Source organism: Qipengyuania sp. R86523 (assembly GCF_044596365.1).
In the GTDB taxonomy this organism is placed as follows: Bacteria; Pseudomonadota; Alphaproteobacteria; order Sphingomonadales; family Sphingomonadaceae; genus Qipengyuania; species Qipengyuania citrea.
In genome coordinates, this window is the sequence record NZ_CP138997.1 from 1,305,246 (window position 1) to 1,319,738 (window position 14,493).

15 protein-coding genes are annotated in these 14,493 nt (G+C 65.4%); 12 read left to right on the forward strand and 3 right to left on the reverse strand.

Annotated features, from left to right (window positions below; all coding sequences use genetic code 11):
• Positions 1 to 44: 44 nt before the first annotated feature.
• Positions 45 to 1,040 carry an AAA family ATPase gene (locus SJY12_RS06500; RefSeq protein ID WP_063510593.1) on the reverse strand — a complete coding sequence of 332 codons (996 nt, stop codon included), beginning with the start codon at positions 1,038 to 1,040 and terminating at the stop codon, positions 45 to 47.
• A 107-nt stretch (positions 1,041 to 1,147) separates the two neighbouring features.
• On the opposite strand from SJY12_RS06500, the gene SJY12_RS06505 reads away from it, so the two are divergent.
• Positions 1,148 to 1,993, forward strand: coding sequence for an oxygenase MpaB family protein (locus tag SJY12_RS06505; protein ID WP_063535108.1), 846 nt, complete (start codon positions 1,148 to 1,150; stop codon positions 1,991 to 1,993).
• 31 nt (positions 1,994 to 2,024) lie between these two features.
• Here the strand turns inward: SJY12_RS06505 and SJY12_RS06510 are convergent, their stop codons facing one another.
• Complete coding sequence (locus SJY12_RS06510) at positions 2,025 to 2,630, reverse strand: J domain-containing protein (RefSeq protein ID WP_050599350.1); 606 nt, start codon at positions 2,628 to 2,630, stop codon at positions 2,025 to 2,027.
• A 59-nt stretch (positions 2,631 to 2,689) separates the two neighbouring features.
• Here SJY12_RS06510 and SJY12_RS06515 point away from each other — a divergent pair, with 59 nt between their 5' ends.
• The 4 genes from SJY12_RS06515 to SJY12_RS06530 are packed head-to-tail and all read left to right on the forward strand — an operon-like array spanning position 2,690 to position 5,599.
• Positions 2,690 to 2,962: a BolA family transcriptional regulator gene (locus SJY12_RS06515; protein WP_228135184.1), complete on the forward strand. Its 273-nt coding sequence runs from the start codon at positions 2,690 to 2,692 to the stop codon at positions 2,960 to 2,962.
• 13 nt (positions 2,963 to 2,975) lie between these two features.
• A complete protein-coding gene (locus SJY12_RS06520; protein WP_397506581.1) occupies positions 2,976 to 3,866 on the forward strand; it encodes a pirin family protein in 891 nt (296 codons plus the stop codon).
• 12 nt (positions 3,867 to 3,878) lie between these two features.
• The gene (locus SJY12_RS06525; protein ID WP_397506583.1) at positions 3,879 to 4,694 is read left to right on the forward strand and encodes an SDR family NAD(P)-dependent oxidoreductase; all 816 of its coding nucleotides are present in this window, start codon (positions 3,879 to 3,881) and stop codon (positions 4,692 to 4,694) included.
• Positions 4,695 to 4,696: 2 nt separating this feature from the next.
• On the forward strand, positions 4,697 to 5,599 hold the full coding sequence (locus tag SJY12_RS06530) for an alpha/beta fold hydrolase (protein ID WP_397506658.1): 903 nt from the start codon (positions 4,697 to 4,699) through the stop codon (positions 5,597 to 5,599).
• Here the strand turns inward: SJY12_RS06530 and SJY12_RS06535 are convergent, their stop codons facing one another.
• Positions 5,600 to 6,691 (reverse strand): DUF2332 domain-containing protein, encoded by a 1,092-nt coding sequence (locus SJY12_RS06535; RefSeq protein WP_397506585.1) that lies wholly within the window; start codon positions 6,689 to 6,691, stop codon positions 5,600 to 5,602.
• Between the two features lie 36 nt (positions 6,692 to 6,727).
• Here SJY12_RS06535 and hisG point away from each other — a divergent pair, with 36 nt between their 5' ends.
• The 7 genes from hisG to SJY12_RS06570 all read left to right on the forward strand — a co-directional run bounded on the left by hisG (position 6,728) and on the right by SJY12_RS06570 (position 14,484).
• Positions 6,728 to 7,384, forward strand: a complete 657-nt coding sequence (gene hisG, locus SJY12_RS06540; RefSeq protein WP_063506448.1) for an ATP phosphoribosyltransferase — start codon at positions 6,728 to 6,730, stop codon at positions 7,382 to 7,384.
• Entirely contained in the window at positions 7,384 to 8,673 is a 1,290-nt protein-coding gene (hisD, locus tag SJY12_RS06545) for a histidinol dehydrogenase (protein ID WP_397506587.1), read from the forward strand. Before hisG ends, hisD begins: the two co-directional genes overlap by 1 nt.
• A complete protein-coding gene (gene nusB, locus SJY12_RS06550; RefSeq protein WP_050599356.1) occupies positions 8,670 to 9,122 on the forward strand; it encodes a transcription antitermination factor NusB in 453 nt (150 codons plus the stop codon). The genes hisD and nusB overlap by 4 nt, the downstream gene beginning before the upstream one ends.
• A complete protein-coding gene (gene thiL, locus SJY12_RS06555) occupies positions 9,119 to 9,979 on the forward strand; it encodes a thiamine-phosphate kinase (RefSeq protein WP_397506660.1) in 861 nt (286 codons plus the stop codon). The genes nusB and thiL overlap by 4 nt, the downstream gene beginning before the upstream one ends.
• Positions 9,980 to 10,128: 149 nt before the next feature.
• A complete protein-coding gene (locus SJY12_RS06560; protein WP_063505877.1) occupies positions 10,129 to 12,285 on the forward strand; it encodes a sodium-translocating pyrophosphatase in 2,157 nt (718 codons plus the stop codon).
• 118 nt (positions 12,286 to 12,403) lie between these two features.
• Positions 12,404 to 13,609, forward strand: a complete 1,206-nt coding sequence (locus tag SJY12_RS06565) for a GNAT family N-acetyltransferase (RefSeq protein WP_397506589.1) — start codon at positions 12,404 to 12,406, stop codon at positions 13,607 to 13,609.
• Complete coding sequence (locus tag SJY12_RS06570) at positions 13,606 to 14,484, forward strand: cupin-like domain-containing protein (RefSeq protein ID WP_397506591.1); 879 nt, start codon at positions 13,606 to 13,608, stop codon at positions 14,482 to 14,484. Before SJY12_RS06565 ends, SJY12_RS06570 begins: the two co-directional genes overlap by 4 nt.
• The last annotated feature ends 9 nt before the right edge of the window (positions 14,485 to 14,493 follow it).

Below are 14,493 nucleotides of genomic sequence, written 5' to 3' on the forward strand. Positions count from 1 at the left end.
TTAACAATACAGCGATGGATAGGGGAGCGCGGATTAACCCCGCTTTACGCAGATTTTCCAACCACGCTCTCGGGCAGGTCGTCGCCGAACACGCGCTGGTAGTATTCGGCCACCAGCATGCGCTCTTCCTCGTCGCATTTGTTGAGGAAGGACAGGCGGAAGGAGAAGCCGACATCCTTGAAGATGGCGTAGTTCTGCGCCCAGGTGATGACCGTCCGCGGGCTCATCACGGTGGAGATATCGCCATTGATGAAGCCCTGCCGCGACAGATCGGCGACCTTGATCATGTCGGCGAGGACCTTGGGATCGATATCGGGGTTCTTCGCCTCGACGATCTTCTGCTCAGTTTCGGCGGGCAGGTAGTTGAGGCCGACAACGATGTTCCAACGGTCCATCTGGCCCTGGTTGATCTGCTGCGTACCGTGATAGAGACCCGAGGTATCGCCCAGCCCGACCGTGTTGGCGGTGGCGAACAGGCGGAAATTGGCATCGGGCCGGATCACGCGGTTCTGGTCGAGCAGCGTCAGCTTACCCTGCTGTTCGAGCACGCGCTGGATCACGAACATCACATCGGGGCGGCCCGCGTCATATTCGTCGAACACCAACGCCACCGGGTGCTGCAGCGCCCACGGCAACAGGCCTTCGCGAAATTCGGTGACCTGCAACCCATCGCGCAGCACGATCGCATCGCGCCCGACAAGGTCGATCCGGCTGATGTGCGCATCGAGGTTGATGCGAATGCACGGCCAGTTGAGCCGCGCGGCAACCTGTTCGATATGCGTCGACTTGCCCGTGCCGTGATAGCCCTGCACCATCACGCGGCGGTCGTGCGCGAAGCCTGCCAGGATCGCCAGCGTCGTGTCCGGGTCGAACACGTAGGATTCGTCGAGATCGGGCGTGCGCTCGTCCGGCTTGGAGAAGGCGGGCACCTGCCAGTCAATATCGATCCCGAAGGTTTCGCGCACGTCGACGGTGGTGTCGGGCGCGGGGAGGACGGTCTTGGCGGAAGCGTCGAAGCTCTTGTCGGTCATATCGTTCATCGCGTGTGGCGGGGTAGCGGGATGGATAGGTAGCTGCAAGCAACGAAATTGCACCCCAGCCCAAGCATCCCTCGACTCCCCTTGCAAGCGGCCGCATAGTCGCGTCGATGCCGCCGATCCCCTTGTCCGAACGCCTGCGCCTTAAGCTCGTCGAGCAGGTGCGCGGCGTGTTCAACGACGTGGAGAGCGGGCAGCAGCCGGTACCGCCGTCGGACGAGGCACTGTTCGCCAGGGACACGCCGATCCGGATGGTCCATGCCGATATCGTGGCAATGATGGTCGGGGGGATCCGCGGCCTGCTGCTGCAGATGCTGCATCCGCATGCGCTGCAGGGCGTGCTCGACCATTCGAACTTTCGCAGCGACATGCACGGACGGCTGCGCCGGACCGCGCGGTTCATCGCGGTAACGACCTTCGGCCACCGGGACGATGCGCAGGCGGCGATCGACCGCGTCAACCGCATCCACGGCGCAGTCGGCGGGACATTGCCCGACGGATCGCCCTATTCCGCCAGCGATCCGCGCGTGCTGGCGTGGGTGCATGTGGCCGAAGCGACCAGCTTCCTCGCCGCCTATCTGCGCCACGTTCGACCCGACATGCCGGGCGCCGAACAGGACGAATACTATCGCCAGTTCGCGGTGATCGCACTGGCGCTGGGCGCCGATCCGGTGCCGACGAACCGCGCCGAAGCCGAAGCGATCTTTCGCGAATTGCGCGGCGACCTGTCCGCATCGCCCGACGCGCGCGAGGTCGCCGATCTGGTGCTCGGCCAACGACCAAAAGGCGCCCCGCCCGCGGTGCAGGCTCTGCTCGGCGCCGAAGCGGTGGCCCTGCTGCCACCCTTTGCGCGCTCGATGCTCGGTCTCGAACGGCCCGGGCTGGCGGCGATCCCCGCGCGCGCGGCGACTTGGGGCATGGGAAAGACGCTGCGCTGGGCGTTTCGCCAGACCTGATCGCCGCCCGCCATCCGACTGGCCGGCAAGCCTACTTCGCACCCGAGACGAATGCGCCCGATTTGCGCAGCAGCTGGTAGGCTTCGACCACGCGGTTGAGGCGGGCTTCGTGCTGGCGGTCGCCGCCGTTGCGGTCGGGGTGGTAGCGACGCACGAGTTCGGAATAACGGCGGCGCAGACCGCGCAGATCGACTTCGAGGCCCAGCCCCATGGTTTCAAGCGCCTTGGCCTCGGCCGTGCTGAAGCGGCCGTCCATTGCCATTTCGGCTTCGCGGCGCGCCCGGCTCTTTATACCGCTGGCTCGCGCGGAGATCGCGTCGAGTGGATCGGTGAAGTCGGACCAGCGCGGCATGCCGTCGACCCCGCCGGTCGGACGGAAACTGGGGCTTTCGGTGCGCCAGCCCGCGCCGGGAGCCTGCGCGGCGAAGATTTCCTCGGCGCTCATGCCCTCGAACCAGTCATAGCCGGCATTGAATTCGCGCACGTGGTCGAGACACAGCCAGCGCCATTCGGCCGGGCCATCGAAACCATGGCTCTGCCCGCTGGGTGCGCGGAACTCGCCGGGCTCCTCGCATGTGGGGTGGGCGCAGACCCGGCCGGTGCCTGCGTACTGTCCGTGAAACTTTGTCTGGCGCATTCGTTCTAGGATGGGGAGCGAATTGCGCTAAGAAAACCCCCGAGAGGAGAAACCTACCCGTGACAGGATCCGTGCAGCAGGAAATGGAGCGCCTATTGACCGCGGCCTTCGCGCCGACCCGGCTCGAGGTAATCAACGACAGCGCGAAGCATGCTGGCCATTCGGGCGACGATGGCAGCGGCGAATCGCATTTCACCGTAGTGATCGAAGCCGCCGCCTTTGCCGACCAGAGCCGACTCGAACGCCAGCGGATGGTGAACCGGGCGCTTGGCGACATCCCTGGCGAACGCGTCCACGCGCTGGCCATCCAGGCCTCGGCCCCAACCAGCTAGGAGGTTCGTGACTATGAGCCAGATCGACCAGGTCCTTGTCCCGACTACGCACGATCTCGGCCAGTTTACGGTCCGCCGCGTGCTGCCCGCGCGCCAGCGCAGCATGGTCGGGCCATTCATCTTCGTCGACCAGTTCGGCCCCGCACAGCTCGATCTTGGCGCGGGCATGGATGTCCGCCCGCACCCGCACATCAATCTTGCCACGGTGACCTGGCTGTTCGAAGGCGCGATCGACCACCGCGACAGCCTCGGTACGTTTTCGACCATCCGGCCCGGACAGGTCAATCTGATGACCGCCGGCCGCGGCATCGTCCATTCGGAACGCTCACCCGATGCGGAACGCAGGGGCGGACCGAAACTGTACGGTATGCAGACCTGGCTGGCGCTGCCCGACGGGCGCGAGGAAATCGATCCCGCCTTCGAAGCGATTACCGAACTGCCGGTGATCGAGGACGGGCGCGCCACGGCCATCGTCATCATGGGCGAACTGTGGGGCGAACGCGCGCCGACGACCACTCACGCAGCGACGATCTATGCCGAAATCGTGCTGGGCGCGGGCGGCGCGATCCCGCTTGAAGACGATGCCGACGAACGCGCGGTCATGCTGGTCGGCGGCGACGCGAGCGTCGATGGCCGTGCGCTGAAGGAATTCGAGCTCGCCGTGCTGCAGCCGGGGCGCGACATGACGCTGGCGAGCAAGGGCGGTGCGCGAGTGATGCTGATGGGCGGCGAAGCATTTGCAACCGAGCGCCATGCCTGGTGGAATTTCGTCAGTTCGAGCCGCGACCGGATCGAACAGGCCAAGGAAGACTGGCGCGAACAGCGCTTCGACAAGGTCCCGGGTGACGAGGAGGAACGGATTCCGCTCCCCGAAGGCGCGCCGAAGACCGTAACCTATCCTTGAGGGGGGAGAATAATGAGTTTCGAAGGCAAGACCGCCTGGATCACGGGCGCGAGCAGCGGCATTGGCGCGGCGCTCGCGCGTGAATGGGCGGCACGCGGCGCGCGCATCATCCTGTCGGGCCGCGACGAGGCGCGGCTGACGCAGGTCGCCGGCGGTATAGACGGCGAAACGCTGATCCTGCCCTTCGACGTGCGCGACGAAGCCGCGATGACAGCGGCAACGAAGCAAGCGGTCGACTGGCATGGCGGAGTGGACATCTTTGTCGCCAATGCGGGTATTTCGCAGCGCAGTGCGGCGGTGGATACCGACATGGCGGTATACCGCGAGATCATCGACATCGACCTCACCGCGCAGATCGCCGCGACACAGGCGCTGCTGCCCCATCTCGTCGCGCGGCAGAGCGGCACGCTCTTGTTCATCAGTTCGATCGCCGGCAAGGTCGGCGTGCCGATGCGCACCGCCTATTGCGCGGCCAAGTTCGGGCTCATCGGTTATGCCGACGCGCTGCGGGCCGAGCTGTCGCAGCAAGGCGTTTCGGTGCATGTCGTGTGCCCGGGATCGGTCGCCACCGATGTCAGCCGCAATGCGCTTACCGCCGATGGCAGCAAGCGCGGGCGCAGCGACAAGATGATCGACAACGGCATCGCCCCGGACGAAGCCGCCAAACGGATCGTCGACGCGGTGGAGGCCAACCAGCGCGAGATCATCGTCGCCGAAGGCGTGGAAGAGGCCATGGGCGAACTGCGCCGGACACCCGATCAACTGCTCGACCAGGTCGCGGGTATGGTCGCGGCCGGATATATGGACAAGATGAAGGCGGACAGTTGAGCATGCCGCTGCAGCAGAAGCGCGTGGTGCTAGCGAACGGCATCGAACTCGATGTGGTGGACGAAGGTCCGCGCGATGCGCCCGTGCTGATCTTCCTGCACGGCTTTCCCGAAAGCCACCGCACCTGGCGCAACCAGATCCCGCATTTCTCCGGCCGGTTTCGCTGCATCGCGCCCGACCAGCGCGGCTATCGCGGGTCGTCCAAGCCGCAGGAGGTTGAGGCCTATACGCCCGACAAGCTGGTGGGCGATGTGTTCCTGCTCGCCGATGCGCTGGGGGTCGAGACTTTCACCATCGTCGGTCACGACTGGGGCGGCGCGATCGCCTGGGGCGTGGCCTATGGCGGCATGGCGAACGGCCGCGTCACGCGCGCTATCATTGCCAATGCGCCGCATCCGGTGCTGTTTCCCAAGCTCCTCTACACCAATCGCCAGCAGCGCGAGGCGAGCCAGTACTTCACGACCTTCCGCGATCCGGCGAATGATGCCCTGGTGCGCGAGCATGGGCTCGCGCCACTGCTGATGAAGGCGTTCGAAGGACAGGTGATGGCGCGCGTCGAAAAGGACGAAGCCGCGGCCATGCTGAAGGACTGGTCCGATCCCGATGCAGCATTCGGAATGCTGAACTATTACCGCGCCAGCCCGATGACGGTTCCGCCGCCCGATGCACCCTACGCACTGCCCGAAGATTACCAGCCCCACCCGCTGCCGACCTTGGCGATACCCACGCTGGTGATCTGGGCGATGGACGACGAAGCGCTGCCTTCCGCCAATCTGGACGGGCTCGACCAGATGGTTGCCGACCCTGAAGTGGTGAAGGTCCCCGATTGCGGACACTTCGTTCAATGGGAAGCACCCGAAGCGTTCAATGCGGCGGCCGACGCGTTCCTTGGCCGAACCGGCTGATCAGCCCTTCCATTCGATCCATGCGCCATGCGGATGGGCGGTGGCAAGATTGCGCCTCAGATCGCCGGCGGGCCAGTAGCTGGCGGTCAGCTCATGCCGGTGCGTATCGCGGTTGGCCTCCAGGCTGACCCAGGCGAGCGGCGTCTCGGAGTCCGCGCGCTGCCCCGCGGCTTCCATCAATTCGACGATCTGGTCGCGTTCGTCGCGCGGAATGTATTGCCAGACCACCGAATGCATTAGCACCCGCGTAGTCCCTCGTTCCTGCGGACGTTCCAGCCGATCGCGGAGGAAATCGACCGCCCGCCGGCGCTCGATCTCCGGCGGGAAGGTATGCGCCGCCGCGATCGCCGTCTCCAATCGGGCGAAGCGGTCGGTAAATTCGGGCCAGATATAGGCCTTCAGGCGCGCGACCTGCCCTTCGTCGGTCAGGTCGATCGGCGACACGTCGCAGCCCTGTGCACCGACGATGTCGAACCCCTGGTCCGGCGGGGACGCGCCGCGCCATTCGGGCGCAATCCGCATGCGCGCATTCTTGGGCCCAACGCAGACGCCGCCGAGGTCATAGCGATATCGCCGCATCATCAAATTGACGCCCGCGCTGGAGCCGATCTCGAGCAGGTCGAAATGGCCGGGAAGCCCCTGTTCCACCAGCCACAGGAATGCCGCCGCGAAACTGGCCGACCGGCCGGCTTCGTTGGTCTGGGGCGGACCGTCGAGCCACGGCATAAGGAAGGCTTCGTGCCGTTCGATCGCCGCAGCGACGAGTTCGGCGGCATTGTTCGGGCCCAGTCCTTCGTAGATCGGCGACAGGCCCGGCTCCTCCCCGCTCTGGTGCAGGGCGTGCAGTCCCCCCGCTACACGTAGAGGCAGTGCATCGGGCAGCGGCGGACCGGCCCAGCGGCGCACCCGTCGCATGAAGGCGCCGCCGCGGTCCGTATCGAGCAGGTCGCCAACCGCCTGGCAGACCAGCGCGGTGACCCCCGCGCGGTTGTCGCGGCAATAGGCCACCTGGTTTTCGAAAGCGCGTGCCACCGCCGCCGGGCCGGTGGCCCCCGGCGTGGTCACGACATATTTTGCCTTGTCGATCGCCATTGCCCTTTGCACCCTCGCTGCCTATTTGCGCATCCAATGAACGAATGCCTCACCTTCGCCGTTCCAAAGGGCCGTATCCTTGACGAAGCGCTGCCAGTCATGGCGCGTGCCGGGGTCGTGCCCGAAGACGCTTTCCACGACAAGGCGAACCGCTCGCTGACCTTCGCAACCACGCGCAATGACATGCGCCTGATCCGCGTGCGCGCCTTCGACGTCGCGACTTTCGTGGCCCATGGCGCAGCGCAGATGGGTATTGTCGGTTCGGACGTGATCGAGGAATTCGACTATGCGGACCTTTACGCGCCCGTCGATCTCGACTTCGGGCACTGCCATCTTGCGGTGGCCGAGCCGGTAGAAGGCGCGGAAAGCATCGACGGTGCCAGCCACCTGCGCGTCGCGACCAAATACCCCAACCTCACCCGCCGCCATTTCGAACGGCAGGGCATCCAGGCCGAATGCGTAAAGCTGAACGGGGCGATGGAAATCGCGCCCGCACTCGGCCTTGCCGGGCGGATCGTCGATCTGGTCTCCACCGGCACGACGCTGCGCGAAAACGGCCTGGTCGAAACCAGCCGTATCCTCGACATTTCGGCGCGCCTCATCGTCAACCGAGCCGCGCTGAAGACCGATCCGCGCGTGGCCGCGCTGGTCGAAGCCTTCCGCGCCGACGCGGCACAGCGCGAGGCCGCCTGATGCAATTCCTGAAAACCGTCGACGCCGGGTTCGAAAGCGCTTTTGCCCGGATCGTGCGCGATCGCCGGGAAAGCGATACGCAAGTCGGGCGCGATGTCGCCTCGATGATCAACGAAGTGCGCGAACGCGGCGATGCCGCGCTGGCCGAATACACTGCGCGCTTCGACAGCCACCGGCTGGCGCAAGACGATGACTGGTGCATACCGCTGGCCGCCTGCCGCGAAGCCTATGATGCGCTCGACCCCGACTTGCGCGATGCGCTGGAAACCGCGGCCAGCCGCATCCGCGCATATCATGAGGGCCAGCTTCCCGAAAACCGCGACTATAACGACGATATCGGCATGCGGCTCGGTGCGCGTTGGAACGCGGTCGAAGCCGCTGGGCTGTATGTCCCCGGCGGACGCGCATCCTATCCCTCGTCGCTGCTGATGAACGCGATCCCCGCGAAAGTCGCAGGCGTGGAGCGGCTGGTCGTCACCACGCCTACGCCGGGCGGCGAGACCAACGCGCTGGTTCTCGCCGCTGCCCATATCGCGGGCGTGGATGAAATCTGGCGGGTCGGCGGGGCGCAAGCCGTGGCCGCGCTGGCCTATGGCACCGACCGGATCGGCAAGGTCGATGTCATCGCCGGGCCGGGCAATGCCTGGGTCGCCGAAGCGAAACGCCAGCTCTACGGCGTGGTCGGCATCGACATGGTCGCCGGGCCCAGCGAGATTCTCGTCATCGCCGATGGCAACAACAATCCCGAATGGATCGCCGCCGACCTGCTGAGCCAGGCCGAGCACGACCCGACCAGCCAGTCGATCCTGATTACCGACAGCGACGCGCTGGCTCGGCAGGTCGAGGACGCAGTCGACCTCGCGTTGATGAAGCTGCCCACCGGCAAGACGGCCAAGGCCAGCTGGGACGCACATGGCTTGATCGTGGTGGTTGGCAGTCTCGATGAGGCACCCGCCCTGTCGGACCGTCTGGCAGCGGAGCATGTCGAGCTGATGGTCGACGAACCGCAGGGCCTATTCGACCGGCTGCGCCATGCCGGCAGCGTCTTCCTCGGCCGGCACACGCCGGAAGCGGTGGGCGACTATATCGCCGGCCCGAACCACGTCCTTCCCACCGGGCGCCGCGCGCGTTTTGCCAGCGGCCTTTCGGTGCTCGACTTCATGAAGCGCACCAGCTTCATCGACGCCTCCGAAGCCGCGCTGGCCGCGATCGGCCCGGCCGCGGTCAGGCTGGCGGAGGCCGAGGGGCTTCCCGCGCACGCGCTGTCGATTTCCACGAGATTGAAATGAACCAGAATTCGAAGTCCCAGGCCCGCAGCGCGGCCCGCCTCGGTGCCGTGCAGGCGCTCTACCAGCAGCATATGGAAGGCACCGCCGTGACCAGGCTGCTGAACGAGTTCCACCAGCACCGGCTCGGCCGCGTGATCGAAGACGAGGAATATGCCGAAGCCGACGTCGATTTCTTCGACGACCTCGTCACGGGCGTGGATGCGCGCCGCGCGGAGATCGACGACAAGCTGACCGCGCGGCTGGCGCAGGGCTGGACGCTGGCGCGGCTCGACAAGACCATGCTGCAGATCCTGCGTGCGGGCACTTACGAACTGATCGCCCGGCAAGATGTCCCCAAGGCCAGCTCGATCAGTGAATATGTCGATGTCGCCAAGGCATTTTTCGACGATCGCGAGGCAAAATTCGTCAACGGCATCCTCGACGCCGTGGCGACCGAGGCCGGACGCTGAACGAAAGCGCGTTCGTCGCCGCTCTCAAGGCGCTGGCGGACACCCCCGCCGCACGCGGTCTCGAGGATGATGCCGCAGTTCTGAATGTCGGCGGCCAGCAGCTGGTCCTCACCCACGACACGCTGGTCGAGGGCGTCCACGTCCGCGCGGACGAGGACCTTGCCGACGTTGCATGGAAGCTCGTCGCAGTGAACCTGTCCGATCTGGCAGCCAAGGGTGCACGGCCCCTCGGCGTGCTGGTGTCGCATATGCTGGGCGATTCCGACGCGCGCTTTATCGAGGGCTTGCGTGAAATCCTCGGCGAATACGACGTGGCGCTGCTGGGCGGCGATACCGTGCGCGCCGAAGGCCGCAGGGTCTGGGGATGCACCGCGGTCGGCAAGGCAACGCATACGCCCGCGCCCGACCGCCGCGGCGCGCGGGCAGGCGATGCGGTGTTCGTTACCGGCACGCTCGGCTATGCCATGCTCGGCCTCGGCGACCGCGCCAGCGGCAGCCGCGCAGACCTCGCCTATCGCCGCCCGCGCCCGCTGGTGGCCGAAGGAATCGCGCTGGCCCCGCATGTAACGGCGATGATGGATGTCTCCGACGGCTTGCTGCTCGACGCCTGGCGCCTCGCGCATGCCAGCGGCGTCGAACTGGCGCTCGACAGCGCGCAGGTCCCGGTGGCCGATCCGCAGAAGGCGGGGGAATGCATGCGATGGGGCGACGACTACCAATTGCTGTTTACCGCGCCCGCCGATGCTGCCCTTCCCGTTGCCGCTGCACGTGTCGGGACGGTGACCGGTGGCCCCCCCGGACTATCGCTGGACGGCGAGATTTTCCCCGATGCCGAAGGGCTTGGCTACCGCCACTGATTGCTTGCGCGCAGGGCCGTGCGCGGCGAAATATTGCTACGTAATTCCACCTTGTCACGTAACGGATGCCGCTTATACCTTCGCTAAGCCTCGGCGTTTCCCGCGCCGGAGCGCAGAAAGATATAAACATAGCGGGAGGGGGAAATTTCGTGGACCTAGTTCTCATAGCAATACTGCTGGGACTGCTGGCCGTCGTGTACGGCTTCGTCACCAGCCGCCAGGTGCTTGGCGCAGGCGCCGGCAACGAACGAATGCAGGAAATCGCCGGCGCAATCCAGGAAGGCGCACAGGCCTATCTGAAACGCCAGTATACGACGATCAGCGTGGTCGGCATCGCGGTAGCAGTGCTGGTCTTCGCCTTCCTCGGCATCGTGCCGGCGGTCGGCTTCGTGATCGGGGCGATCCTGTCGGGTGTCGCCGGCTTCATCGGCATGAACATTTCGGTGCGCGCCAACGTGCGTACCGCCGCTGCCGCGCAAAGCGGGCTTCAGCAAGGCCTGACGCTGGCCTTCCGTGCGGGCGCGATCACCGGCATGCTGGTGGCAGGCCTCGCCCTGCTCGCGATTGCGGTGTTCTTCTGGTACCTTGTCGGCCCCGGGGGACACGCCCCCAACAGCCGCGAAGTGATCGACGGGCTGGTCGGCCTGGCCTTCGGCGCCTCGCTGATATCGATCTTCGCGCGTCTTGGCGGCGGGATTTTCACCAAGGCCGCCGATGTCGGTGCCGATCTGGTCGGCAAGGTCGAAGCCGGGATCCCCGAGGACGATCCGCGCAATCCTGCGGTCATCGCCGACAATGTCGGTGACAATGTCGGCGACTGCGCGGGCATGGCTGCCGATCTGTTCGAAACCTATGTCGTCACGGTCGGGGCCACCATGGTGCTGACCGCGCTGCTGTTCGGTGAAACGCTGGGCGATCTGCTGCTGCCGATGATGGCGCTGCCGCTGCTCATCGGCGGGGCCTGCATCGTGACCAGCATCATCGGCACCTATTTCGTGAAGCTGGGCAAGAACAGCACCAATGTGATGGGCGCGATGTACAAGGGTTTCATCGTCACCGCTGTTCTCGCAATCCCGCTGATCTGGCTGGTCATGAGCCAGGTTCTCGGCGGCATGGGTACCGAAATCGGCGGCAGTATCGCCGGGATCGACCCCGGGGCGCCGCTGGCCGAAGAAGGCACTGCCGAACAGGTCCGCTCGTTCAGCGGCTGGGACCTGTTCTGGTGTTCGGTCATCGGGCTGGTCATCACCGGCCTCATCATCTGGATCACCGAGTATTACACCGGGACCGGGTTTCGCCCGGTAAGGTCGATCGCCAAGGCTTCCGAGACCGGACACGGCACCAATGTGATCCAGGGACTGGCTATCAGCCTTGAATCGACCGCGCTGCCGACGATCGTCATCGTCGCGGGGATCATCGCCACCTTCCAGCTCGCCGGGCTCATGGGCATCGCCTATGCCGCAACGGCCATGCTGGCACTGGCGGGAATGGTCGTCGCGCTCGATGCCTATGGTCCGGTGACCGACAATGCCGGCGGGATCGCCGAAATGGCTGGTCTCGACGACAGCGTGCGCGAGAAGACCGATCTGCTCGATGCAGTGGGCAACACCACCAAGGCGGTGACCAAGGGTTATGCCATCGGTTCGGCAGGTCTGGGCGCACTGGTGCTGTTCGCGGCCTATACGACCGACCTCGCGGAGTTCTTCCCCGATGCGGACGTCGATTTCAGCCTCGAGAACCCATACGTGATCGTAGGTTTGCTGCTGGGCGCACTGCTCCCGTACCTGTTCGGTGCGATGGGCATGACCGCGGTCGGCCGCGCTGCGGGCGATGTGGTCAAGGACGTGCGCGAACAGTTCGCGGGCGATCCGGGGATCATGGCGGGCACCAGCAAGCCCGACTATGCGCGCACCGTCGATCTCGTCACCAAGGCCGCGATCAAGGAAATGATCGTACCCTCGATGCTGCCGGTCCTGGCTCCCATCGTGATCTATTACGCGATCTACTTCCTCGCCGGTCAGGAAAACGCCTTTGCTGCGCTTGGGGCTTTGCTCCTCGGCGTCATCATCGGCGGGATCTTCGTGGCCTTGTCGATGACCGCCGGTGGCGGCGCATGGGACAATGCGAAGAAGTATATCGAGGACGGCCATCACGGCGGCAAGGGCAGCGAAGCCCACAAGGCCGCAGTTACCGGCGATACGGTCGGCGATCCCTACAAGGACACAGCCGGTCCGGCGGTCAACCCGATGATCAAGATCACCAATATCGTGGCGCTCTTGCTGCTTGCCGCGCTTGCGGGCGGCTGACGACGCGTCCGGGTGAAGGCGGTGGTGGCATGGACAGACGTGCCGCCACCGTCCTTCTCGACGCATTAACCCAGTTTAAGCGCTTTTTTCCTATGCTTGTCGCCCGATGGGGAATGCAGTGGCGCATATCGATGAACTCACGACCAGCAACCGGCTCGGTCCCGGCGGCGAGCACGAGGGCCGCTTGCAGGGCACCAGCACGCGCAGCGGCGTGGCCGGCCTGAGCGAAGGGTTCTCGGTCGCGTCATGGCGCGATGCGGATAACGCCCGTTTCATCGAGAAATGGCGTCGCCTGGCACTTGCCAGCGCGACGCCCAATCCCTTCAACGAAGCATGGTTTCTGCTGCCATCGCTGCGCCAGTTCGACCCCAAGGGCGAGGTCATGCTCGCCACCCATGTCGTGCGCGGAGAACTGGTCGGGCTGATGCCCATGCTGCGCGACCGCGACTATCACGGCAGGCCTCTGCCGCATCTCGCCAACTGGCTGCATTCCAACGCCTTTAGCGGCGAACCCCTGGTCAGGGCCGATCATTGCGCGTCATTCTGGCAGCACATGCTCGACTGGTGCGATCGTCACGCGCACGGCAGCCTGTTCTTCCACCTTTCCGGAATCCCGGCCGATGGCGCTGCCTTGGCGGCGCTGCGTGATATCGCCGGAAAACCGGATCGCGGCCTGCGCATCGTCGAAACGATCGAGCGCGCCGTGCTGCACGGCGGACGATCCCCGCAAGACCATTTGCGCTTGGCGCTCGACAAGAAGCGCCGCAAGGAATTGAACCGCAAGCGGCGGCGGCTGGAAGAACTCGGCGAGCTGGTGCTGACGCGCCACGACGATGACACCGGGCTTGGGAGCTGGATCGACCAGTTTCTCGAACTCGAACAGGCAGGCTGGAAAGGCGCCCAGGGCTCGGCGATCTCCAGCGCGACGAATACCGAGGCCGTGTTCCGCGAAAGCCTGGAAGCGGCGGCCCGGCTGGGAAAACTCGAGCGATTGGCCTTCCACCTGGACGGACAACCGATCGCCATGCTCAGCAGTTTCGTCTGCGAGCCCCACGCCTTCGGGTTCAAGACCACATTTGATGAAAGTCTGGCAAAACTTTCCCCCGGCATGCTGCTGCAGGTCGAAAATCTCGCCATTCTCGAACGCAGGGGCGTAACCCTGTCGGACAGCTGCGCAGCACCCGACCACCCGATGATCGGCCAGATCTGGCCCGACCGGCGCGAAATCGTCAAACTGTCGATCCCCATCGGCGGCCGTCTGCGCCGCGGCATCGGGCGCGCGCTGACCGCGCTTGAACTGCGCCGGGGCAGGAACCGCAAATGACCAGGCATGACGGCACCCCATCTGTTTCGCACCACCGGGTCTTTCCCGCGCAATCTTTGGCGGCCTTCGCTCGCGCCTATCCGGAAACGCCGCATGTCCTGCGTCACGGGCTCGAAGCCGATTTCCGGCTGTCGCTCGATTCGCTGGCGCAATTGGGCGAAGCGTTGCCGGGCAGCTCGGTCGAATACAATCGTGGGGACCTGCCGATCGGGGTCGACGGCAAACCCGGCGCCACCGGCCTGACAATCGGGGATACCATCCGCAACATTGCCACCTGCCGCAGTTGGGCGGTACTCAAGAACATCGAGCAGCAGCCCGAATACCAGGCGCTGCTCATGGGGCTGCTCGACGAATTGCGCCCCGCAATAGAAGCAACCACGGGCGAATTGCTGACTCCCCAGGGGTTCATCTTCGTCTCGAGCCCCAACGCCGTGACGCCGTATCACTTCGATCCCGAACACAATATCCTGCTGCAGCTTCGCGGGACCAAGGTCATGACGCAGTTCCCCGCCGGCGATGCCCGCTTTGCACCCGATCGTGTCCACGAAAGCTATCACCTCGGCGGGCCGCGCGAGCTGCCGTGGGACGATGCCTTGCTTGCAGACGGCACGCCCTTCGCGCTCGAGCCGGGCGAGGCGGTGTACGTGCCGGTCATGGCACCGCATTTCGTCCGCAACGGATCCGAACCCTCGCTCTCCCTATCGATCACCTGGCGCAGCCAATGGAGCTATGACGAGGCCGGCGCGCGCTGCTTCAACGGCCTTGTCCGCAAAACCGGCTATCGCCCCGCCGCGCCCGGACGCTGGCCGGCGCGCAATCGTACAAAGTCGCTGGCCTTTCGCGCCTGGCGCAGGGTTTTCGGTAGTCCGAACTGATACGCCCCC

Excerpts from the sequence above, each read along its gene's own strand:
- SJY12_RS06535 (WP_397506585.1), bottom strand. The coding sequence starts at position 6,691 with ATGGCGATCGACAAGGCAAAATATGTCGTGACCACGCCGGGGGCCACC.
- SJY12_RS06505 (WP_063535108.1), top strand. The coding sequence starts at position 1,148 with ATGCCGCCGATCCCCTTGTCCGAACGCCTGCGCCTTAAGCTCGTCGAG.
- SJY12_RS06530 (WP_397506658.1), top strand. The coding sequence starts at position 4,697 with ATGCCGCTGCAGCAGAAGCGCGTGGTGCTAGCGAACGGCATCGAACTC.
- nusB (WP_050599356.1), top strand. The coding sequence starts at position 8,670 with ATGAACCAGAATTCGAAGTCCCAGGCCCGCAGCGCGGCCCGCCTCGGT.
- SJY12_RS06570 (WP_397506591.1), top strand. The coding sequence starts at position 13,606 with ATGACCAGGCATGACGGCACCCCATCTGTTTCGCACCACCGGGTCTTT.
- SJY12_RS06500 (WP_063510593.1), bottom strand. The coding sequence starts at position 1,040 with ATGAACGATATGACCGACAAGAGCTTCGACGCTTCCGCCAAGACCGTC.
- hisD (WP_397506587.1), top strand. The coding sequence starts at position 7,384 with ATGCAATTCCTGAAAACCGTCGACGCCGGGTTCGAAAGCGCTTTTGCC.
- SJY12_RS06510 (WP_050599350.1), bottom strand. The coding sequence starts at position 2,630 with ATGCGCCAGACAAAGTTTCACGGACAGTACGCAGGCACCGGCCGGGTC.
- hisG (WP_063506448.1), top strand. The coding sequence starts at position 6,728 with ATGAACGAATGCCTCACCTTCGCCGTTCCAAAGGGCCGTATCCTTGAC.
- SJY12_RS06520 (WP_397506581.1), top strand. The coding sequence starts at position 2,976 with ATGAGCCAGATCGACCAGGTCCTTGTCCCGACTACGCACGATCTCGGC.
- SJY12_RS06525 (WP_397506583.1), top strand. The coding sequence starts at position 3,879 with ATGAGTTTCGAAGGCAAGACCGCCTGGATCACGGGCGCGAGCAGCGGC.